We start from the raw sequence: 21,038 nt of genomic DNA on the forward strand, positions 1-21,038 counted from the left end.
TGGCGTGAGCGACGGCTGGCCCGTCTCCGAGCCATTGGCGCCACGACAGCCCGACGCCCTTCCTACCGGCCCTACTCGGTATGTTTTCTACGCAGGCGTTCGATGTTTTCCAGAATGGCGTCGCGATGGAACGTAAACTGATTGAGCGTCGCCTGCATCGTTGAGAGCAGCGTCTCGGCTCTCACCCTCTCCCCACTTTTGGCAGCCATCGACGTTACGAGAGCCCGCTGGGATTCAATACGGCGCGAGGCTTCGAGAACATGTGCTTCGGCTCGCCCCAACTTCGTGAGTTCTTCGGATAGCGTTAGCACATTACTCCTTTGCCCATCGCTGGCAGCGACGGAGGATCCAGAAGGGGCGGTCGCCCCGGTCCAGGCTCGATAAATGCCTCTCCGACAAAAGGAGGCCGCTATGGATAACCGAAACATCGTTGTCATCGCCGCATCTCGTGGCGGCCTTCCAGTTCTCAGAACGCTGGTCGCAAGCATTGCACCCGATGTGCCAGTTGCCCTATGTATTGTGTTTCATATTGGCCGGCATCGAAGCATTCTGCCGGAACTGCTGTCACGGTGGGGGCCATTGAAAGCGCGCCACGCGGTACACGGGGAAATACTGGAACTGGGGAGGATCTACGTGGCGCCGCCAGATCGTCACATGATCCTGCGGGACGGATACCTGTACCTACTTGACACGGCAGCGGAAAATTTTGCACGGCCCGCAGCCGATCCGCTATTCCGCTCCGCCGCGCGTGAGTATGAGGCGGGAGTCGTCGGTGTCGTGCTAAGTGGCGATCTCGATGATGGCGCAGCAGGATTAGCCGCCATACACGCGCGAGGTGGATACGGGCTCGTACAGGACCCCGACGATTCAGAAGCCCCGTCCATGCCTCGAAACGCACTTGCTGCAGGAGGTGCGGATGCCGTCGCAAAGGTGGTGGATCTCTCACAGTTACTACACGCGGCCGTGCGCGGGGCCAAGCGTCTGCAGGAGACCGAGATGACGACCCGACCAGACCTGGATCGCGAGGCAGAAATCGCTGAGTGCGGGCTCGTGGCCCCCCAAGACCTCGATGCGATAGGCGAACGCTCGGCACTCACGTGTCCAAGTTGCAACGGGGCCCTTTGGCGGATGAAAGAGGGACGTCCGTTACGATACCGCTGCCACACGGGACACGCCTTCTCCGCTGTCTCACTTGATGAAGCTGGGGCACAGCATGCAGAAGATGCCATCTGGGGCGCGATCCGGGCGATACATGAGCGGATGATTTTTGCGCGGGAGCGCCAACAATGGGCGCAGCGCGCGGGCAGTGATAAACAGGCCGCCGTTGAGGACGCACGCATCGATGAGATCCAGAAATTGGCGGACATCTTGCGCAACACATTGGGCGTCATTGTTCACGGAGCCGAGCCCGAGAAAGAGATAGCTTAGCGGCATCCGTGCGGCTAAGGGTCACTGCACGCGAAGTGCGACACCAAACGTCACCTTTCCTTGTGGATCATCATGCGAAAACTTACGCCCGCTGGGCAGCAAATCATTGACGAAGTCGCCCAACGGCATGGCTTCAGCACAGATGCCGTGATGAATATGCTGGAGTCCGTGATTCGCGGTCATGGCAGCATGGCCCAGTTCGATCATCCCGATTTTGGTGGCTCCGGCCAGTGGATGCAGGGCGGGATGACCATGGTCTCAGACATGTTCAACCACCGCCTGAAAGGTCAGGTGGATGCGCTCTGTTCCGAACTTTCCCGCCTGATCGCAAGCGAGCCCGACCTTATCCGCAGCGGCAGTTTCCAGTCACAGAGCCAAGGTACCCGTCAGCAGAACCACTACAGCGGCAGTGAGCGACCACAGCAGCGCGCGGCTGACGGTGGCGCCTACCAGAAACAGACTGAAGGCGGGCCGGCCGGCCCCGTTAGTCTATTTGTTCCATACCCGTCAGGCACGTCTGCTGACTGGTGGCCTCCGGGCCTGGGGCGGCCCGAGAGCACAGGCGCGCAGAACGACGTGCGCTATGCCTACTTCGCGCGGCCTCGGCGCCTCGCGATCGAAGTCAATGGCAAGGTCACGCTTTACGATACGCTCGATCACCAGATCAGCGGATTCTCACAGCAGCAGTCCCGCGGCGCATCTCTCACGTTCGCGAGCCAGCACGGCCTGGTTGCCGTCGCCAGCCTGCCGGTAGTTCCGGTCACTGGGGATCCGCAGCCTGCGTCGCCGCCAGTGCGCGCGGAATTCTCCAGTGCTCAGTCGGACGCCGGCGAGACAGACGTCTTCGGCACCATCGAGAAACTCGCCGCATTGCACGCGAAGGGAATACTTAGTGATGAGGAGTTCGCCACCAAGAAAGCGGAGTTGCTGGGTCGCTTGTGAGCGGACGGCGCCGGCAGCGCAAGTCGTAACCCGTGAGAACTTAGCTATGTCGCGTCCAAGACGACAGGCTAGGCCTTCCGAGCATGTTATGAATTCTCCGAAGCTGGAGTGACACGGAGCTTGCGACCGCGTGCCACCGGCACACCAACGCGTACCTATCGGAGCTTCCCTATGAGAAATCCTTGGAGATGAAGAACCCATTCATGAGTATGTGGCTCAGCCAGGCCAATCGGGTTGCCAGCGCAATGCGGGGTCGGATGACTGCAGAAGTCAAACTGCAGGCTTCCGCCGCGATGACAGGAGGCACCAGGCAAATTACTGACTTCTGGACCAATGCCTTGAGCGGCAAGACGCCCGCCGCCAAACGGCGTGTGAAGAGGGCGTGTGAAGAGGCGAAAGTAAAAGAGATAGTTGGCTGGTAGCCCGCCTGCGAAACAAGCTGCCCGAACAGTGTGTTGATCGACCCGCATAGCGTGCGCGTATGCAATACCCTCGACTACGAATTCGCACGCCTCGTCGGAACGCCTACCGGCGCGTTCTCCGCCCGGGCCGCCGAGATCGACTGGTTGGTGTGGGACTGGCTCGAGCGGCATCCCGACGGCCTGTGATGATCTAGGGAAAAGGTTTGGAAACACAAACGTGTCGCGTCGAGAATGGCATCACGCGCTGGCGTACCGTCGAATGTGCGCCGGCACTTGCGCTGCGCAAATGGTTGATTCCTTCATGCCTTTGCGTGCGCAATTGTCCGGAAGGGTTCCGTTTCGAACATTTGTCGGTGGCATCGACCAACCATAGACTTCTTTTGTCCCATGGGCTTCTGTTCGCAATCCTGTGATGACGCTCGCGCCGCGCCCTCCATGAGGGGCGGCGTTTTTTTTGAGCGAATGCAGCCCGAGCGAGGCCAGAGAAAACGTCCCCAGTCGTTCTCTTGCTGAGATTGGCATGTTCCGTACACGGATACCGCATGCTTGACGTGCCAATGCCTTAGGACGCCGGACGCGCTCCTTGAAACACAGGCGACACCACGGGTTCGGTAAGCGGCGACGTCGGCATCGTCTCACCGTTGTTGTCACTGTCAGGTCCGCGCCGGGTCCATTCACCAAGCTATCTCTGTTTCAATTGAATCGGCGGGAGACAGCTGCAGCTTCAAATGCTCACGTAGTGCCTCGACTGCGGCAGCTACCACTATCAGGACGGGACGCGATCTTCGGACTGGATCGGGCGAAGCTGCCCCAGCGGTGCCGTCGGAAATGTCCCAGCGCTGACCGTCTCACTACTGCTAGGATTTCAACTGTCGGACGCGACCCTGTCGCGGAAAGGGGCTCCCAGCTCTAGCAAAAATCGAGGAGTAATGCGCTGCTGGAAACAGCACCTTGCTCCTAACTTACTCGAGTGGGATACGGCCAGCAAGTAGTCAACGTTGTACGCGTGAGTGACCACCTTGAGGGCATCTAGTAGTCTGGTTTTCGCGCTACATCGCAATAGCAGTCCCTTGCGCGCTTAGTTGAGATGCGCGCAATCTGACTGCTGTTCGTTCCGATCCGTTCGATATGACAATCCACTCGATCGATGGGATCTGCGCGCTTTGCCGAAGACAGCCAATGGCGACGAGCTTCTCGACTCGCCAGAGCGGGAAGACTTCCACCACTATGTTCCGTTCGGGATCCCAGAGGCTAGCGCCGACAATACGCCCATGAATTGGCGATCGACGGATGAGCAGCTTGTGACCTTGCTGTAGCAGCGCGATGATTCTGCGTTGATCGACGGAGAGGCTCACTTTCGCTCTCCGTCGATTTGCGGAATTCCGAAGCTTCCCGCGGTCAGAAAAATAGACGGCGCCCAAGGTCAAGGGGGCGCCGGGGTAAAGTTGAGACGGAGTCACATCAGCTCGACGATGACTCCGCCGCCAGGATCCGAAGGCCCGTCCGTCGCCTTAAGGTTCTCCAGTCGCCGGGGGTATCGGGCCCTCCCGGGCCAAAGCGGCCGTAGATACTGACGGACGTAGCACAGTACCCATGAACGAGGCTCGCTTGCTCAGCCAGCGCCCAATCCTCAAAAATATTTCATTAGTCCTGATGAAACTTTTCGAGGTCGCCGCGTAGCGATTGTGAACGTACGACCCGTTGGGTAATGTGGAGAGGAGTCAACCTAAGAGGGTGAGCGCGATGGCCGGAACTGTGATTGTTGTGGACAACGATGAAAGCATACGCAAAGCTTTAGGTCGTTTACTGCAAGCCAAAGGCTTTACATCGAGGACCTTCCGTTCGGCCGAGGAGTGTCTGCCCGCGTTCGACGCCCTCTGTGGCCCAACTTGCGTGGTAGCCGACCTGATCTTGCCAGGTATTAGTGGTCACGAACTGTTGAAGCTACTGCCATCGCATGTGCCCTTCATCATGATCACAGGCTACGCAAACGTAAAACAGACCGTTGAGACGATGCTAGCTGGCGCGATCGACCTTCTCGAAAAGCCGGTGCCAGAGGACCGACTTGTCATGGCGGTGACCCGCGCGCTAGAGCTGGCGACACAACGCGGTATCGAGCGGAATATCAGGGCAGAGCTTGATGCAAAGATGCTACGGCTGACCCTTCGCGAACGAGAGGTAATGGCAATGGTCACCACAGGCCTGCGAAATAAGGAAGTTGCCAACTTTCTTGGCATCGTCGAGAAAACCGTCAAAGTCCATCGCTCCCACATCATGAACAAGCTGGAGATCGGTTCACTTGCCGAACTAGTGCGATGCGCCGACAAGTTGGGGATCACATATACCCCGCCCGCGACCCGCCGGAAACCAAGCACCGACGCATCCTACGGCTCCTTAGGTAGTGCGACGGGTCAGGTCCGCACTTTGCGCGCCGACGAGCGATCGCTAGCCATCGACGGATTTTTCTAAGATTGCGTGGGCAACGTTTCCGCGATTCATGAACCCTCAGCGAACACCAAGCTCTCCGTTAGGAATTCCGTGACACCTATTCCGAAAAATCGTAGATATCCCGACGTCCGCCGGTCCACATATTGCGTCTTTGTTTATTTCTGATGGAGAGCCGCTTTGAGGTCAACCAGATCCGATCAAGAGTGTGCCGAAATCTTGTACGCTCTGCTTCGTGGTGGAGAGTGCTTCACACGCAGGGAAATCGTCGAAAGAAACTGGCTATCCAACCATGACTTCGGAAGAGCTCGTAAAGAACTCTCTGAAGCACAAATTCTTAGGAATTTCCATAAATTCGGATATACATTATCGATCCTTGCTTTAGGCGGGCCACCGGAGGAGTTCTTGCGGAACCAATCCTCCATGGAGAAGCGAGTAGACGAGTTCGAACCACTATTGTCTGCATGGAAAATTGAACCATCGCTTTCCGCTATCGGGACTAGCAGCCGCGTCAACCGACGATTTTCACGCGATGAGGAGTCTGACGCCAGCGCCCCCCTAGCCGCAGTTGACCTATGAGTGGGGCCACTGTCGTGCCCCCCACGACCCCTAACTCAAAGCATCCAGGGCAACTGCCCGTCCCACTACCTTTCTCCGTAGGTGCGATGATGGCTAGGATCCAACAAACACCGCCGCATAGAAAAGAACCGCGGTCCGGGGGAATCGCGGTCCTTGGGCACCGGGTGGCCAGGGCACGGGGAGTGCGCCAGAGGTCCGCCCGACCGCGTCGCCCGAACTTTGTTTCAGCATATGCGCCGCAGACGTTCCCCGCTATCCGACTGAAGGCTAGGGACCTATGCATGCGTAGAGCGCCGATGTGCGACTTTTCGTTGCGACATCAGGATTTGCTCAAATGGAAGCCCGCTGCAAGGCAGCCGTGATTTAAGCAAGCCTTGCTCCCGGGGGTCACGTGTCTCAATAGATCTGAGGCGAAACCCATCGCCAGCAGCGCAGAGAGCCAGGTAATTGCTTGACCACGGAATACCACCATCCGAGAGGGAAATGGGGTGGTCGAGAAGGGTTCCCCTTCGACAGCCCGGACGGTCGCACCTGCATCAGCGTCGCCCAGGACGCCAATTCGCCAACCATAGTATGGACATGCCGCTGCAAGGCGATGCGGGGCCAAGCGCCAACCCGCCGGGCCGCCTGGCGGAACGTGATGCCTGTGTCGCGACTGGGAAACCGTTGTTGACGCACGTGAACTCGAAGGTGATGAGAAGTATCGTTTAGAGGCTCTGGCTCTCTTGTCGTGTTGATGTCACCGCCTTCCACTTCGATGTGCCAAGCCAATTGGTCGCGGGCACGGATCGCATTGCCACAATGCACCGCCGGCTCACTATCCATTCCCAACGCGGGAGCGTGTGAGGCTTTCGGAGGGTTGCACTCGCTATGCCTTCGACGCAGCAATCGAGGCGCTATTTCAGGAGTGCGTGCAGCGGTATTTCGACCTATGCCCAGGTGACAGAACCGCTGTGGGACGCACATGTCGCGCCACGCGAGGCCTTGAATCCGCCCTGCGCAATTCGGCGACGATGCCGTCTGGATGCGGGCACCCGAAGGGGTGCATGGTGGGCCTGGGCGCTATGAGCGCCCTTCCGAAGAACACGTGGACGTCACCACGCCACTGCCCCGCTCACGCGCACGTACACGGGCAGGCCCACTGCGTGTGTGAAGCGAGATGTCGATAACGGCGAAATACGCACGAACACCGATGTCCCCGCATTGGCTTCGGTCTTCGACGCATTTCTGATGGGCGTATCGACGCTGACGCGCAATGGCATGCGCAATCCGGTGCCGGATGCCGCCATCACGCCGTTGATGTCGGCCTGGGATGCTGCGAAGTCGGCGAAGGCCTACCAACACCGCCGGACTTCGCAGAACCCGTTCGGGTCAAGCCGGAGAGCCGCCATCGAAACCACTACCGGGCACGAGTTTTCCGCAGCTTGTCGTGCCAAGCGCGCACGTTCCTGTCCACGCATCACGCCCCTTTCACGTTAAGCGTCCGGCAGCGGAATTGCCGAGGTCACTGAAACATCCTCGGCGCCACTTGTACAGACCTGGAACCATTAAGAAAACGTGAAGCAGAGCCTCTTTGCAGTCGCCGCAACATTTACCTTCGTCGCGGCCTGCGCCAGCATCGGTAGTGCTGGCGCAACCCCGACAACCATTGCTCCACACCTGCAACACGCACCGATCGTCGGGAGGAAATTGTCCCCCGCAACGCATACCGTGACCGCACTCACGGCCACTTACCCCAGAACCGACCCCCGCCTCGATTTCTTCAATGCGCTCAACGCCCTGCGTGTCGCCATGGGAGTCGGCGCGTTGCGGCAAGACGCTGCCCTGGATGCTGCGGCCGAGAACCACCTGGAGTACATGAAGCTCAATGCGGTCCTAGGCCACACGGAAACCCCCGGCAATCCCGGTTTCACCAGCCCCGACCCGTACCTGCAGGTACTCTCCGCGGGCGGCTCGCGTCAGCAATGGGTCGGGCAGAATGCTTACAACGGCGAGCTTTCCCGATGCCTGGCCTCGATGGCGAACTCGGTTTACCACTTGCAAGGGATTACGAGCAACCAGGAGACGGTCGGCATCGCCTTGCGTGACCATTACTGCGTCTTGAACTTTGCCGTGGTGACTGCAGCCGGAACCGGCGGTTACGGCCTCGCCCAATGGGGTGGCCAACAACTCCCTCCCGGCGCTGGCGCGCACTATCCGGCCGACAATGCCACGGTCTACGGCGTGTTTATTCCTGGCGACGAGACCCCCAATCCAGCGCCTGATCTGACCAGAGCCGGTCCCCCGATCATGTTCCGCGTCAACGTTGAGAAGCCATCTGATGTACTGACGGTCTCCAACTTCATCCTGACGGGGCCAGGTGGCAGTCGCATACCGGCCCGCATCCTCGTGCCCGCGCAATCCAAGGCTGGTTCGCTTGCGTCGGCCATCGAGGACGGCGGCCTCTATCGAGGCGTGGTGTTCCTGCTCCCCACGCAGCCCATCGCTGCCGGCACCTATACGGCGACGTTCGCTGGCGCGCGAAACGGTGTAGCGATCAACAAGTCCTGGCGTTTTACGGCGTTCTGATCGGCCTCGACGGGCTCCCCCAAGACGCCAAGGACTGGCCCTGTCTTCCTGGAGACAATTCGGTTACGTCCTGCCTTTGCGGCACGGTCACGCGGCGGCGCTGATGTCCCATCCGGGAACGCCTACAGTTCCGCCGCTCGTCATGCCGTACGGGTCAGGCAACGACATATCAGAATTTCCAGAAGAGGAATTGCCGATGCTGCCTTGCATGAGTTGTGCGAGGCGGCCTGACCTCGGGGCCAAGCCGTGCGTCCGGATCGATAACTCTCGCGCGCAGCGCCATATCGTAGAACGCGCCTACCATCGGTAGCGCACTATGCGCACCTTGGCCCCAGTAGTCGCCAAGCGTCACACGTCCGTCGTCAAAGCCTACCCACGCACCCGCGACCAAATGTGGATGCATCAGGATGAACCAACTATCCGTGTTGTCCTGCGTAGTGCCGGTCTTGCCGGCCACATCAGCACGAATCCCAAAGCGTCGTCGGATATCTGCCCCAGTGCCTCGGCTGACGACGTCGCGCATGACATCAGCGAGCGTTTGCGCTGCGCCGGGGGCCAATGCCTGTTCCGGAGATGCGCTTGGAAAGTCGGCCAGCACCGTGCCATCGCGACGCTCAATGCGCGTGACCATACGCGGTTCCATGTAAGCACCGCGGTTTACAATCGTCCCATACGCCGAAACCATTTCCTTGAGCGTAACCGGGCTCGTACCTAGCGCGAGGGATGGCACCGCGTCGAGCGGGCTCTCACGCACACCCATGGCTCTCGCAAGGCGAGCGACCTTCTCCGGGCGCTCCCTTTGCATTAGCTGAGCCGTCACGCGGTTGCGCGAATATACGAGCGCGTCGCGCAGCGTCATCGGTCGGTTAGTCGCCGGCTCAGCATCTGTAGGCTGCCAGTTACCCTGCCCCTTCACCGGAATCGCGACGTTCTGGTCAACAATCGTGTCGCTCGGCCGTACGCCGTCTGCGAAGGCCGCGCCGTAAACGAATGGTTTGAACGTTGAACCCGGCTGACGCCGGGCCTGCTGCACGTGGTCAAATGGCACTTCACTGAAGTTTCGACTGCCCACCCATGCCTTGATATTGCCGTTGCGCGGGTCAATCGCGACAAAGCCCGCCTGGACCTGCGTCTTGCTCCGGCACAACGCGCGGACGAACGTCTGGTCCGTTCCGAGCTGCCTGAGTGACGCCAGATCCGAATGGCCGGTATCCCGTGCGGCGCGGTACTCCGGCGTCTGTCGAATGAATGCCTGGAACAAGTCGCTTCCCGGCCTACACCCAGTGCGCTCGTTCCATACGCCGCTCGCAATCCATTGCAATTGCTTCGTCTGCCAGTCCAAGGCTTGCGTCGCCATCGCTTGCACGCGCGAATCAATGGTGGTGCGCACGACCAGACCGTCCGCATAAATGTTGTACCCGTTACGGTCAGCCCATGCGATCAGCCATTTGCGCAGTTGTGCGGAAAAATGCGGTGCGGCGCCCAGGGGCGCGGTCTGCATCTCGAAATCCACGCGCAGCGGTTGTCGTTTCAACCGGTTGAAAGCCTCTGGTTTGAGCGTCCCATACCTGTTCATTTGACCAAGTACGGTGTTCCGCCGCTGCAGAGCACGCTCCGGATTCAGGATCGGGTTGTAAGTGCTGTTTGCCTTGAGCATGCCAACGAGCGTGGCGCTCTCAAGCACATCGAGCTGGCCGGCCGATTTGCCAAAATAGGTGCGTGCGGCCATCTCCACGCCGAAAGCGTTGTACAGAAACGGCACCGTGTTCAGGTACGTCTCAAGGATCTGATCCTTGCTATACACCGCTTCGATCTTGAATGCGGTGATCGCTTCCTTCAGTTTGCGCGTGAGGGTCGGCGCACGCCCGATCCCGTCAGGGTACAGATTGCGCGCGAGTTGCTGGGTGATTGTCGATCCACCTTGCCGGTCGCCAGAGAAGGTATGCAGCGCGGCCGAAAGGATACGTCTCCAGTCGATGCCATGATGCGCGTAGAAGCGGCGGTCCTCCGTTGCGATCAGGGCATCGACCATATATGGCGAAATCTGCTTGAGCGACACCCACTCGCGATTGACCGGTTTGAATTCATCAAGCAGCTTGCCATCTGCGGAGACGATCAGGGCTGGCTGATCGACACGGGCCTTTCGGATGTCGCCGATACTCGGGGTAAAAGGCACAAGCGCAAGTATGTACAGCAGACAGATCGCTGGCACTGCGGCGAGTGTCAGGACGATGCCGCGTCGCGTTGGCTGTCGCAAGCGATGGAGCCCGCTCCGGAGAATGACTCCGGCTCGCGCGAAGATGATAGTGGCCAGTGGTTGGAGTTGCGCGAGCCACCGCGCGCAAGACTCACGAAACAACAATATGTAGCGGCGATTCACGGTGGCAGACGGCGGGCGAAAAGAGCGCGATCGTACCAAAGCGCAACGTCGCTGGACTCGTCCAGGAGGGCTGCGGTGCGCAGCATTTACAGACGATTACATTTGTTTCACGCGGAGCCAGCCTCTGTTACGCGTTGGGCAACGAAAGGTTTTGTTACAGAGGCAGCGGAGGCACGACTGTATCCTTGCCTTATTCAGTAGGAGGAAAGGATGAAGATTTTGCTGCTCGTCATTGCCGCATGCACCGCATTGCTGAGCGGTTGCGTTGTTGCACCGTACCCCTATGAGGAGTCGGGCGGTGGCCCAGGATGTCCGCCGGGACAAGCCAAGAAGGGTAACTGTCGAGTCGACCAGTACGGCAACGAGTCGTTCTGCCCGCCCGGCAAGGCGAAGAAGGGACAGTGTTAGGCGAGAGTCAACTACCCCGCCCTGAAGGGAGCCTGAAGACCGAGATTTCCCGCGCAAACTGATGAACACTTTCCTCGCGGGGTCGGCGACATCTTCTATCATCATGACCGTGATTCGGGCCAAGCCTCGCCTGGATCAGATCAGACCTTGAGGCACCTTGAAACCAGCCGACTCACGGCCGGAATCGCTACGCGGTCGCCACCGAACCGCCAGTATTGTCCCCGCCCAGCACGAGCACACTGCCGTCATTGAGCCGTACCGCCGCACTGCGGCCTCGCGCGTAGGTGGCACTGGTCGCCATCATCCATGTGTTGGTGGCAGGGTCGTAGAGCTCCGCCGACGACAGTGGCGCTCTCGAATGCCCGGCACAGGGAATGCGCGGTACTCGGTTCCTGTTTTTGTTCCCAGAATCAGGGTGCTCAATAAACATCAGGTCGGGGCACATTTGCGCACGTAACCCTTTGCCGGCAAGAATCGTATTCGAACCATCGAAGCTTCCTACACGAAATCGGGTCTGTGCACCTTGGGCATATCGTCGTATGCCTTCAGAATGATTTCCATAGGGGTCAGCTTCGTATCCTGGAGCGAGTAGACGATCTTCAGCCACATCACCGCGCGAATCGTCTGCCCTCCTCCCAACCAGCGATCTGCCAGGTAACGCCGCAGGAGCCGCCGCCCCGCGTCGAACAGGTCGGACTCAGCTTGAACATACCCTCCTGTGTAGTGCATGCAAATTGCGTAACCAAAGTCTCGCGGAAGCAAGAGTTTGGAGAGCGACAGAGGCTGGCGTTTTCCAGTCCAATCCTCGTACAGGTCAATGGCACGCTCGAGCGATCCCGGAGACTGAAGGAATTGACAGGCCTGTGCCATATACTCGTCAAGGCCGAAGCTGATGATTTCCGACCGTGGCCAGGGACGATACTCATTCGTCCACCGCAGCGTTTCGAAGTGCCTCGCCGATTCCCAGTCGCCTTGACTTTCGCTTCCATCCAGCATCCATCTTCCGATTGCCCGCGCACCATGTAGTAGCGAAAGATAGGTGTTTTGGTCGGCGCCAGACTTCTCTCCGGAAGTAATGGCGTCAGTGATCCATTGAACTGCTCTCGAGAGAGTTTCGGAAAACTCCGACTGCAAGCCAAGCAGCCATGCGGAAATCACCCAATGCAAGCCGTCCGCGCCGGTATTACCCAAGGGAGGTCCTTCCCACATGCCTTCGCGATAGAAGGCGATCATGCCGGCGCTAAATCCGTTGGTTCGCAGTTGTTCAGGATTGAACAGCATTACACCTCAACCACTGAATCCGGCGCCATTAATATAACTATGCGTCAAAACCTTGCTCACTCATCATCGAAGAGTTTGAACGCAGGCACTTTAAATATATCGCCATAAGGACTGCGCTCAAGCCGATCGTAGCCGCGTCCCGTTTCATAGAATGCGTCGGTTGCCAAGTGACGCTTGAACAGATTACGACGATGCTGCATGCCAAGAGGATCCTCGATAACGTCTCGCAACTCTTTCGAAAGCTGAACGTAAACCATGTCATCAGCGATTTTTTCGACAATAGCGGCAGGGGCACTAAGCAATCGATCGATGCCAAATAAGGCGACGTACGCCGGCCCGAAGATCGTTCCCCAAAATACATCAGGAAGCCAATGGCGAAGCAAGTGCGTCACGATTCGGTACCGATCGCCAAACTGTGCTGATCCACTTTCGACTGCAAATTCGCGATGATAGTCAGGCAATGCATCCACAAAACCAAAGTCTGCCGAAGAGCGCCTGCACTCCTCCTTCATCCAGACCACAACTTCCTCTTGATTAATGTTTTTAATGTCAGTCGTAAAGCTTATATTTGCATGCGTATCCAGCAAGCCAGGCGTCTTACTCTTCCATCGCACAGAAAATGAACCTTCAGCTTTATTTCTGCCGATTTTTTTCCAAAAAACTGTTTCGCAAATTCCATTTTCCGGAATCAGAGAATCGAGATCATTTTCATCGAATGTCCGACTAAGCGGCTCCCACCAGCCCCAACGTTCAGGAACTAGGGATGGCAAGTGCTCGCAGTAGGTTTCGACTGCCCTCTTAAACTCTGCGGCTCGAAAAAGTGACTGAGGTGTTAGCACACATGCGCTAACGGGAAGGCTAAATTTCATACTTATGCCTTATTTATTTTTGCACCCAAGGCGTGAAGCTCTTCGTGGTCGGATCAAATACCTTAATTGATCCTCCAGAATCCTGAATAAGCTCTCGTAGAGGTTGCGATATCGATTTCGTGTTTGGACTTACAATCAATTGAATCGCATTCCCCGTCGCAAAGTAGCCCCGGAATTGGTTCGAATTTGACAGGTTTGCAACATCTTTCACCTCAATGATTGTCGTGTTCCTGAACGCGTCCGGCACCACTGTGACGGGCGATCCGTTCGGAAGCGTAACAGTAATTCGATGCTTGTTCTCGGGAACGCCCAAGGCGGGTAGCGCTTCGTTCTGAAATTGAATTCCGCGCTGGAACGGCGTCTGTCCCGCTTCAACTACGCCGCTTAGCTGGTCAATACTGTCCTTAACCGCTGCTATCACAGTCAAGCCAGCGCAGGGAGCACCCGCTGCGGCGCCACATCCAGGATTGTTTAAAATCGTAAGCCCTTGCGGGTTGCCGATCGGTGTACCTGTCAGAGTTGGCCCTTGCGGACCATTGTTCGGCGTTGCAATGACATTGCCGTTGCTATTCTGCTCCTCGAGTGGCGTGACATACGGATCACTTCCCTGCGGACCTTTGTTCGGCGTATTGATGGGGTCAAACGATATGACCGGGAAAGGCACCATAAGGATGCCAAGCGGGGTCGGAACGGGACGAATCACAACCGTGGCGTGAAGTGCGTTATTGACCGCCTCGTTCTGTGCTGCGCTGGCCCCCGCCAGAGGATTTCCTCCAATCAGCGCGGCGGCTCCGCCACCAAACGCCATTGCAATCGCTGCTATGGCAGCGTTATATGCATAGTTGTTGTAGCTGGTAACAACGGTCTCGGTACCGTTGCCGTTGTTGACAACATCTACGGTCTTTGTGCCGCTATATAAGCCGTCTCGTACCAGCGGTGCAATGACTGCGGATGCGGCCGCGCCCATGGCTCCGCTGGCACAATCACCACCCACCGCACTCTGAGCCACACATCCCAACGCCGCATGGGCGGCAACGTTCTGCAGCGTTAGGGGATCGGTGGAATTGCCGATCGCGTTAGCACCCAGCGCGGCCGTTTGGGCCACCAGGTTATTCAGGAACGCCTGCCCAAAACTCCCCCCATTGAACGCCGTATTCACCCCGGCGTTGATCAAGCCGGTGCCGACCATGCCAATGGCCTGCTGATAGATGGTGCCCGTCGCGCCGTCCTTCACCGCCTGTAATACACCGCCGGCCGTATTGCTGCCGGCAAGGTTTGCCAGGGTGCTGGTTCCCTTGAGCGACTGCCCCCATTCACTCACTCCAAAGCTACTACCGTCGAACGTAATGCCGTTGGTCAGGCCAGCAGTCACCGCACCAATCAGCCCCGCCTGGGCAATCATTCCAAAGTTCAGACCCTGGCCGGAGACAACCTGACTGGCCAGACTGCCAGCCATGCTAGACAGCGCTGCCACTGCCATTGCCTGGCCAAGGGTCATGCTGGTCAAGGCCACGCTCATCGCGGCCGCAGCGGCCCCAGCCGTCACGATCGACGCCGCCACCGCCGCCACCATCGCCACAATCTGGCCGATGATGCCAAAACCCTTCTTCTCCTTGATGAACTGCGTGTGGATGTCGTCGGCGACCGTGCCTTCGGTATAGTTCAGCCCCAGGCTCTCCTTGAGCTGGGCTACCAGCGCCGCGCTGGCGTCCGCGTCGACCGAGCCGTCAGCACGGGTCACCCGGAATGCGTCGTTGATGGCCCGGATGCTGTCGGCTTCGATGTCCATGTGCATCGCCGACAGGAAGCCGCCGGGCTGCACCACGGTGCCGGTCACTACGTTCCAGCCGCCTTGGGCCTTGTACGCGTTGGTGCCGATCGACACCACGTTCGGGCTCAGGTCGATGCTTTCCGCCTTGACCGTCAGCGTGTCGCGCGCGACGACCTGGCCGGTGTTGCGAAGCTGACCGTCGACGGTCAGCTTGATGTTCTCGCCGCTGATCGTGCCGCCCGTGGGCACCGCCAGAGCCTGTGCGTAGCCTTCAGGCAGATAGACCTGGGGCACGAGCGCGTTGACGCTCGGGCAAATCGTGCTTGCCAGCGTGCATCGGGGATCAGGAACCGCCTGCTCGACGTACCACAACATCGGCGCGTCCAGCGCCTTCACTTGGTCGACGCTCAGTGCGTGACCCAGCGCCAGGTTATGTTCCTTCGCGTAATCAGCCGCATTTTTGTAAAGCGCCAGTTTTTCCTGATCGGTCACCGACAGGTTGTTCTGGCTGTCCCACGACAGGCCGCTGATGAAGCTTTCCTGCCCGGTCTGCGCTAGCGCGGCCTGCTGCAGCTTCTGCGCTTCGGTATACGGGTCGTAGTAGAACGTCACGTTACCTGGACGCAGTTCCGGCGGTAGTTGCGCCAGCAGACTGTCCGGCGTCACACCGGCCAGCACGCCCGTGGCCGGGTTCGGATTGACGTACTGCGCGCGGTCGTTCGAAGTCGTCGGTGTGGTCAGCGGAGTACCGTCCGGCTTGGCATTGAAGTGCCAGTCGACGGCAGGCGGTGTCGTGGCCGTCGGTGCGGTCGGCGTGGCCACCACTACCGGCGTGAATTGCCACGGTTCGGTCGGATCCGGCGTGACTGTCGCCGTTGGCGGCAGCGATCCGGCGGGCACCGGCGCTGGGCCGAGCGGGATGACCTGCTGCGGCGGGGCGATCGGCGGCGTCGGCTGGTTCGGGCTGGTAATGCCGTTGACCATTGACGCGCCGGTCAGGTCGACTGTTTCGCCCAGCAAGTTGCCGGTGTTGACGATCTGCCCACCGGAATTGACGGTTAGCGCATTACCCGCCTGGATGCCCGACGCGATGCTGCCCAGCACCGATCGGCCGCCCGTGTCGTGCCAGCGGTCGCCACCGCTGCGGTCCTCTTGCCAGCGTCCGACCCAGTCGGCATTCAGCGCAATCGCGGTATTGTCCACACCACCGCTGGCCTGCACGTTGACATTGCGGCCACCGCCGATCAGAGCGCCGTTGTTGCTGAGCGATCCGGTCTGGATCGTGACATCACGCGCCCCGGAAATCACCGCGGCCGGACCGGCGGCGGCGTCTTCGGTGGCACGGCACTGGCTGTTGCCATAGGTGCCACCCGGATTGCAGCCACCGGCATACGCCGGATTCTGACCGCCATAGCTCTTGTTCAGCTTGACCGGATCGAGCGACTGATTGACCAACGCCGCGGCCGTGATCGAGACATCGGCAGAAATCGACTGGATCGCACCGGCCCGGTTAGTCACGGTGCCGCCGGTCGTGATGTCGACATTGCCTTGAGCTGCCAGCGTGGCATTGAGGTTCTGCACGCCACCCGCATTGATCGTCAGCGTGTTGCCCGCGGCGATGGTGGACGGCGTCTGCTTCCAATCGACCGACTGCACGGTCTGGTAGCTGTCATCCGGGCAATCACCGCCCGGCACACAGCCGAGCTTGGTTGAAACGCTGACGTCGTAAACACCCTTATTGGTGAAGGTGCCAGGCGTGGTGATCTTGACGTTGCCGGCCGCGGCGATGTCGCCTGCGTTAGTCAGGTCACCCGTTCCGGTCAGTGCCAGATTACCTCCCGAGGTAATCTGCCCCGCCTTGCCAAGTTGGTAGGTGGCCGACGATTGCGTCGGCGCGGCCACTGCGGCGTTGTTGATGTCGCGCCCGACGTTGACGGGTGCGCCGGTGATGGCGGGCATTCCACAGCTGTCTCCCGAGCAAGGTGGCACGATGATGCCGAACAACAGTTGCTGGTTATCACCCTTGAAGTCGGAAGGCGGAACGGACTGTGCCAGCTTGGTGAGTCTGGCGAGAAGCGCGTCGAATTCGGCCTGGTTAACGACGTCTGTCACGCTATCTACCAGCGTCGCAGACCGGCCATTGTCCAAGTTTCCGACGTTGAGCGCGACGTTGCGCGCGGCGGAAATGATGCCGCCCTTGTTGGACAAGGTCGACACGCCGATGTCGAGATTGCCGCCAGCGATAATCTGACCAGCAACGCCGTCCGCCTGCTTGATGATGGTGCGGTCTACCGTCGGCAATGCGATCGCCGTACCCACGGCATTCGCGGGGTACGGACTCGTGGCATCCACCAGTTGCCACATCGGAATCCAGGAGATGCCAGCGTCCCCGCCGGGCGTATAGGGGTAATAGCCGACTTCCGGCGCCAGCGCAGTACCGTCGGGCGTGCGCCGGATATTACCCAGCTTGAGGTTGGTCGGCGTGCCCGCCGTGGGCATCCACGAGCACGAATCACAGCTCGAATACTCCCACGGCGCGTAGCTGCCAATCACCGCCGAGTTGACTAGCGCCTCGTTGGTGACCTTGCCGGTCGTGCTGCCCCCATCCACAGGCCCTGAACGGTCGTTGACGACCGCGCCCGCCGCGATATGCATGTCGCCATTGGCGCCGATCACACCCCCAACATTGGTGACCGTGCCGCCGATGTCGATCTTGAGATTGCCGTTGGCCTGGGTCTTGGCACCGGTGTTATCGTAATTGCCGCCGGTCACGGCAATGTTGCCCAGCGCCTCGGCCACGCCGCGGTTGGTGACGTTGCCGTCCAGCGCCAGGTCGCCGTTGGCGTGCAGCGTACCCGTGTTGGTCAGATTACCGGAAGACAGCGACACATTGGCGCCGCCAATAATCTGCCCGGTATTGGTCAGGGCGCCACCAGTGGCCAATGACAGGTCGCCCGCCTTCTGGATGGTGCCGCTGTTGCTGATGCCCTGGCTGGCGTTGAGTACCACGCTGCCACCCGGCACCGTCCATGTGCCCGTGTTATTAATCGCCAGCGCGCCCAGTGTCAGCGTGCCATTGGCATCGAGCTTGCCCGTGGCCATGGCCGACGGGTCGAACACCTGGTTCGGCGCATTGAGCGTCAGGTTGTTGCCGGCCAGCACCTGACCGCCAACATTGTTGAAGCTGCCGTTGCCACCGAGCACCGTGAAGGCAAGATTGCCGCTCAGCGGGTTCTGGCCGCTCAGGTCGCCTGCGAACAGCGTACCGCCCTGGTTGCTCACCAGCGCGCCGGCCGACACGGTGAGCGACTGGGTACCGGACAGCAACCCCGCCGCGTTGTCGAAGGCATTGCCGATGATGGCATTGACGGTCTGGCCGCCGAGCACGCCACGGTTGGTTAGGTTCGCGACGTTCAGCGTGACGGCATTGCCGGCCAGCGTCCCGCTGTTGGTCACCGTGCCGCCCGACACCTGCAATTGCTGCACAGCGGCCGTCCCGCCCGCATTGCTGACGGTCGCGCCGCTCAGCGTTACGTTGGTCGCCGTGGTATCGCCGGTCAGCGACAGGCCGCGCGTGGCGGCAACGTCCAGCGTGCCGTTGACGGCGTTCTGCTGGCCTTGCGGCGCTCCGATCGAGACATCACCGCCACGCAGCGTGGCGTCCTTTCCCACCCAGGTGAGTTCTCCGACCTTCAGCGTCCGCCCCGCGGACGCGCCGAGATTCCCGCCCACCAGCGTGCTGCCAGATAGCGTGGCATCCTGCGCGGCCGTGACATTGGCATTGCCAAGGCTCGTCAGCGATCCGCTGATCGTGGCCGACCCCGCCGCAGCCGACACGCTGGCATTGCCGCCGCTCGACAAACTGCCGGAAACGTTCGCACTGCCGCCCGCCGAGATGGCGGTATTGCCGTCGCTGGTCAGTGCACCGTTGACGACGACATCGCCACGTGTGGCGGTGATGGTAGTGTCGCCCGCGCTTTGCGCTTGCCCGCCCACGGTCACATCCTGTGCCGCCTTCAGCACGATGCCGGCATTGCTGCCGATCTGACCGCTGGTGGCAATGCTACCCGTCTGGGCCGTGACATCGAGCTGGCCCGTGGCCACGACCTGGCCACCCAGGCTGACGTCGGTACCCGCTTTCACGCTGAGCGTGCCGGGCGACACTACGTTGCCCGTGGTGGTGACGCTGCCGTCTACGCCGGTCAGCGACACGTTGCCCGTGGTACTGCCCGCAGCGCCGTGGATTGTCAGATTGCGCTGCGTAGCCAGGTTCAGGTCGCCGGCCGACACCGCGCTACCGTCGATGACCGTATCCCGCGCGGCTTGCAGCGCAATGGTCCCGGGCGAGGTCACATCGCCGCCCAGGCGGATATCGCCCTGGCCGTCCTGTCCCGCCGCCTTGACCACGATGCTGGCGCCGTTGACGGCGCCGCCCACGTCGACATTGGTCGCCGCGTCGAGCGCCACCGCTTCTTGGGCCTTGACACCGCCTGCGCCACGAATGGTGCCGCCCGATGTCACGGCGATGGCCCGCCCCGATTCCAGCGTGCCGCCGAGCGTGACATCGCCAGCCGCGTTGACTGTATAGCCCGCTTCGGCGCGGCCGCTGCCCGATGCCTCCAGCGTACCGGCAGCATTCAATGCGACCGCCTGCTTGGCGTAGGTGCTGCCGACCTTGACGTTGCCCGACGCATCGATCGTGAGATTGCCCGCTGATGCGGCAAGGCTGCCATCGGCCCTCACGCCCACACCAGCGGCCGTGCTGACGATGCGGATCTGGCCCGCATTCATCGCCCCGAACGCCGTGGCATCGATCGCCAGTCCGTTCGTGGCCGAAGGGTTCGCGGCGGCATTGTTGGCGCCGGTAGGTGTGGTCGTGAACCCGTCTCCGTCAGGCTTCACCAGCTGGCGACCCGCCACGAGGTTGATCTGGCGGCCCGCGTTCAGCGCCGCATCGACGCCAATCGACTCGCCGATCAGGTTGATATTGCCGACGGTTCCTTCAATACCGGTGCTGGGCGATCCAGGCGTCGGGTTGCCGATCTGGATGCGACCACCTTCGACCAGGAATCCCGCCGACGCCGCAGCGTCAAAGCTGGTGGCGGCGCCCGTGGCCGAGAGCCACTGCGGCGTGCCGGTCGTCAGGGTGACTTGCGACGTGTTGGTGAAGCCGGCACCGCTGGTATAGACACCGCCTGGCGCCGCCACCACCACGCCGGCCTGGGCGCCGAACACCTCGACCATGCCGTTGATTTGTGCCGGCGCATTGCTGGTCACCTGGTTAACGATCAGCCGCGCCGGGCCCGACGCCGCCAGATTGGCATTGGCCGCCACCTGGCCGCCCAGGAACGCGCCGCCCGCCGTGGTGCTGTTGTTGAGGATCAGCCCGATCGGATCAACGACAAACGAGCGGTACTGGTTCAGCGAGATGCCCTGCGCGTTCGGCGTGGTAATACCGACGACAGGCACGCCGCCCTGCGGCGCGCCCGGGCCGGCCGTGGCCGAAATCGTCGGCGTGAAGCGAATCGGCGCAGCCGGATCCGTCACCGGCGCGGCCAGGGCCTCGGCCGGACCGAAGCGCAATACCACTGGCAGCTTGTCCATTGCCCAGCGCAACAGCCCCTGCCGCACCGCGCCGACATGGGTAGCGAAGGCATCCACCGGCATTGCACCCGCCCCCAGTACACCCGCCGCCTGCTTCGACTGCTGTAACGTGATCGACATCGGCCCGACCCACAGCGTCGTGGCCAGACATGCTGCCACGGCACGCGCCGCCAGGCTGCGGCGGCCGCGATCGGCCAGCGACAGGTCAGCCGGCACGTCCGCGGGCATGTCAACGGAAATCGAGGAATCAGGGTACAGCGTCGCCGAGCGGTCGCGTTGCATGGTAGGGCTGAACAGCGTCAGACAAAAGACGTGGAACGGCAGCGTGAAAGGCCACCGGC

At 60.5% G+C, this 21,038-nt stretch carries 14 protein-coding genes; 8 read left to right on the forward strand and 6 right to left on the reverse strand.

The annotated features are described in order from the left end of the window. Positions 1–71 precede the first annotated feature (71 nt). Complete coding sequence (locus CYJ10_RS17205) at positions 72–311, reverse strand: hypothetical protein (RefSeq protein ID WP_101682686.1); 240 nt, start codon at positions 309–311, stop codon at positions 72–74. Positions 312–411: 100 nt separating this feature from the next. On the opposite strand from CYJ10_RS17205, the gene CYJ10_RS17210 reads away from it, so the two are divergent. After that, positions 412–1,428: a chemotaxis protein CheB gene (locus tag CYJ10_RS17210; protein ID WP_101682687.1), complete on the forward strand. Its 1,017-nt coding sequence runs from the start codon at positions 412–414 to the stop codon at positions 1,426–1,428. A gap of 21 nt (positions 1,429–1,449) precedes the next feature. On the opposite strand, the gene CYJ10_RS35240 is transcribed toward CYJ10_RS17210, so the two are convergent. Beyond that, entirely contained in the window at positions 1,450–1,635 is a 186-nt protein-coding gene (locus tag CYJ10_RS35240) for a hypothetical protein (protein ID WP_374703276.1), read from the reverse strand. Here CYJ10_RS35240 and CYJ10_RS17215 point away from each other — a divergent pair. The 6 genes from CYJ10_RS17215 (at position 1,618) to CYJ10_RS17230 (ending at position 8,384) form a co-directional block, all read left to right on the forward strand. Next, complete coding sequence (locus tag CYJ10_RS17215) at positions 1,618–2,370, forward strand: SHOCT domain-containing protein (protein ID WP_374703277.1); 753 nt, start codon at positions 1,618–1,620, stop codon at positions 2,368–2,370. The genes CYJ10_RS35240 and CYJ10_RS17215 overlap by 18 nt on opposite strands. A 182-nt stretch (positions 2,371–2,552) precedes the next feature. Then, positions 2,553–2,792: a hypothetical protein gene (locus tag CYJ10_RS17220; RefSeq protein ID WP_308302979.1), complete on the forward strand. Its 240-nt coding sequence runs from the start codon at positions 2,553–2,555 to the stop codon at positions 2,790–2,792. A 33-nt stretch (positions 2,793–2,825) separates the two neighbouring features. Beyond that, complete coding sequence (locus tag CYJ10_RS34175; protein WP_180862965.1) at positions 2,826–2,978, forward strand: hypothetical protein; 153 nt, start codon at positions 2,826–2,828, stop codon at positions 2,976–2,978. A 1,557-nt stretch (positions 2,979–4,535) separates the two neighbouring features. Beyond that, entirely contained in the window at positions 4,536–5,261 is a 726-nt protein-coding gene (locus tag CYJ10_RS17225; protein ID WP_101682688.1) for a response regulator transcription factor, read from the forward strand. Between the two features lie 1,704 nt (positions 5,262–6,965). Continuing rightward, a complete protein-coding gene (locus CYJ10_RS33800; RefSeq protein ID WP_146002064.1) occupies positions 6,966–7,295 on the forward strand; it encodes a hypothetical protein in 330 nt (109 codons plus the stop codon). A gap of 78 nt (positions 7,296–7,373) precedes the next feature. After that, complete coding sequence (locus CYJ10_RS17230; RefSeq protein WP_101682689.1) at positions 7,374–8,384, forward strand: CAP domain-containing protein; 1,011 nt, start codon at positions 7,374–7,376, stop codon at positions 8,382–8,384. A 169-nt stretch (positions 8,385–8,553) separates the two neighbouring features. On the opposite strand, the gene CYJ10_RS17235 is transcribed toward CYJ10_RS17230, so the two are convergent. Continuing rightward, positions 8,554–10,764 carry a penicillin-binding protein 1A gene (locus tag CYJ10_RS17235; protein ID WP_101682690.1) on the reverse strand — a complete coding sequence of 737 codons (2,211 nt, stop codon included), beginning with the start codon at positions 10,762–10,764 and terminating at the stop codon, positions 8,554–8,556. A gap of 210 nt (positions 10,765–10,974) precedes the next feature. Here CYJ10_RS17235 and CYJ10_RS17240 point away from each other — a divergent pair, with 210 nt between their 5' ends. Next, complete coding sequence (locus CYJ10_RS17240) at positions 10,975–11,172, forward strand: hypothetical protein (protein ID WP_101682691.1); 198 nt, start codon at positions 10,975–10,977, stop codon at positions 11,170–11,172. Between the two features lie 498 nt (positions 11,173–11,670). On the opposite strand, the gene CYJ10_RS17245 is transcribed toward CYJ10_RS17240, so the two are convergent. Genes CYJ10_RS17245 through CYJ10_RS17255 form a run of 3 tightly spaced genes read right to left on the reverse strand, consistent with a single transcriptional unit; the run spans position 11,671 to position 20,979 of the window. Continuing rightward, on the reverse strand, positions 11,671–12,453 hold the full coding sequence (locus CYJ10_RS17245; protein ID WP_101682692.1) for a hypothetical protein: 783 nt from the start codon (positions 12,451–12,453) through the stop codon (positions 11,671–11,673). A gap of 56 nt (positions 12,454–12,509) precedes the next feature. After that, entirely contained in the window at positions 12,510–13,322 is an 813-nt protein-coding gene (locus tag CYJ10_RS33810; protein WP_146002066.1) for a hypothetical protein, read from the reverse strand. A 13-nt stretch (positions 13,323–13,335) separates the two neighbouring features. Next, positions 13,336–20,979: a two-partner secretion domain-containing protein gene (locus CYJ10_RS17255; RefSeq protein WP_146002067.1), complete on the reverse strand. Its 7,644-nt coding sequence runs from the start codon at positions 20,977–20,979 to the stop codon at positions 13,336–13,338. Between the last annotated feature and the right edge of the window lie 59 nt (positions 20,980–21,038).

The sequence above is a fragment of the Cupriavidus pauculus genome (assembly GCF_002858765.1).
In the GTDB taxonomy this organism is placed as follows: domain Bacteria; phylum Pseudomonadota; class Gammaproteobacteria; order Burkholderiales; family Burkholderiaceae; genus Cupriavidus; species Cupriavidus pauculus_B.

Excerpts from the sequence above, each read along its gene's own strand:
- CYJ10_RS17210 (WP_101682687.1), top strand. The coding sequence starts at position 412 with ATGGATAACCGAAACATCGTTGTCATCGCCGCATCTCGTGGCGGCCTT.
- CYJ10_RS17215 (WP_374703277.1), top strand. The coding sequence starts at position 1,618 with ATGGCCCAGTTCGATCATCCCGATTTTGGTGGCTCCGGCCAGTGGATG.
- CYJ10_RS35240 (WP_374703276.1), bottom strand. The coding sequence starts at position 1,635 with ATGATCGAACTGGGCCATGCTGCCATGACCGCGAATCACGGACTCCAG.
- CYJ10_RS17225 (WP_101682688.1), top strand. The coding sequence starts at position 4,536 with ATGGCCGGAACTGTGATTGTTGTGGACAACGATGAAAGCATACGCAAA.
- CYJ10_RS17240 (WP_101682691.1), top strand. The coding sequence starts at position 10,975 with ATGAAGATTTTGCTGCTCGTCATTGCCGCATGCACCGCATTGCTGAGC.
- CYJ10_RS17245 (WP_101682692.1), bottom strand. The coding sequence starts at position 12,453 with ATGCTGTTCAATCCTGAACAACTGCGAACCAACGGATTTAGCGCCGGC.
- CYJ10_RS33810 (WP_146002066.1), bottom strand. The coding sequence starts at position 13,322 with ATGAAATTTAGCCTTCCCGTTAGCGCATGTGTGCTAACACCTCAGTCA.
- CYJ10_RS17255 (WP_146002067.1), bottom strand. The coding sequence starts at position 20,979 with ATGCAACGCGACCGCTCGGCGACGCTGTACCCTGATTCCTCGATTTCC.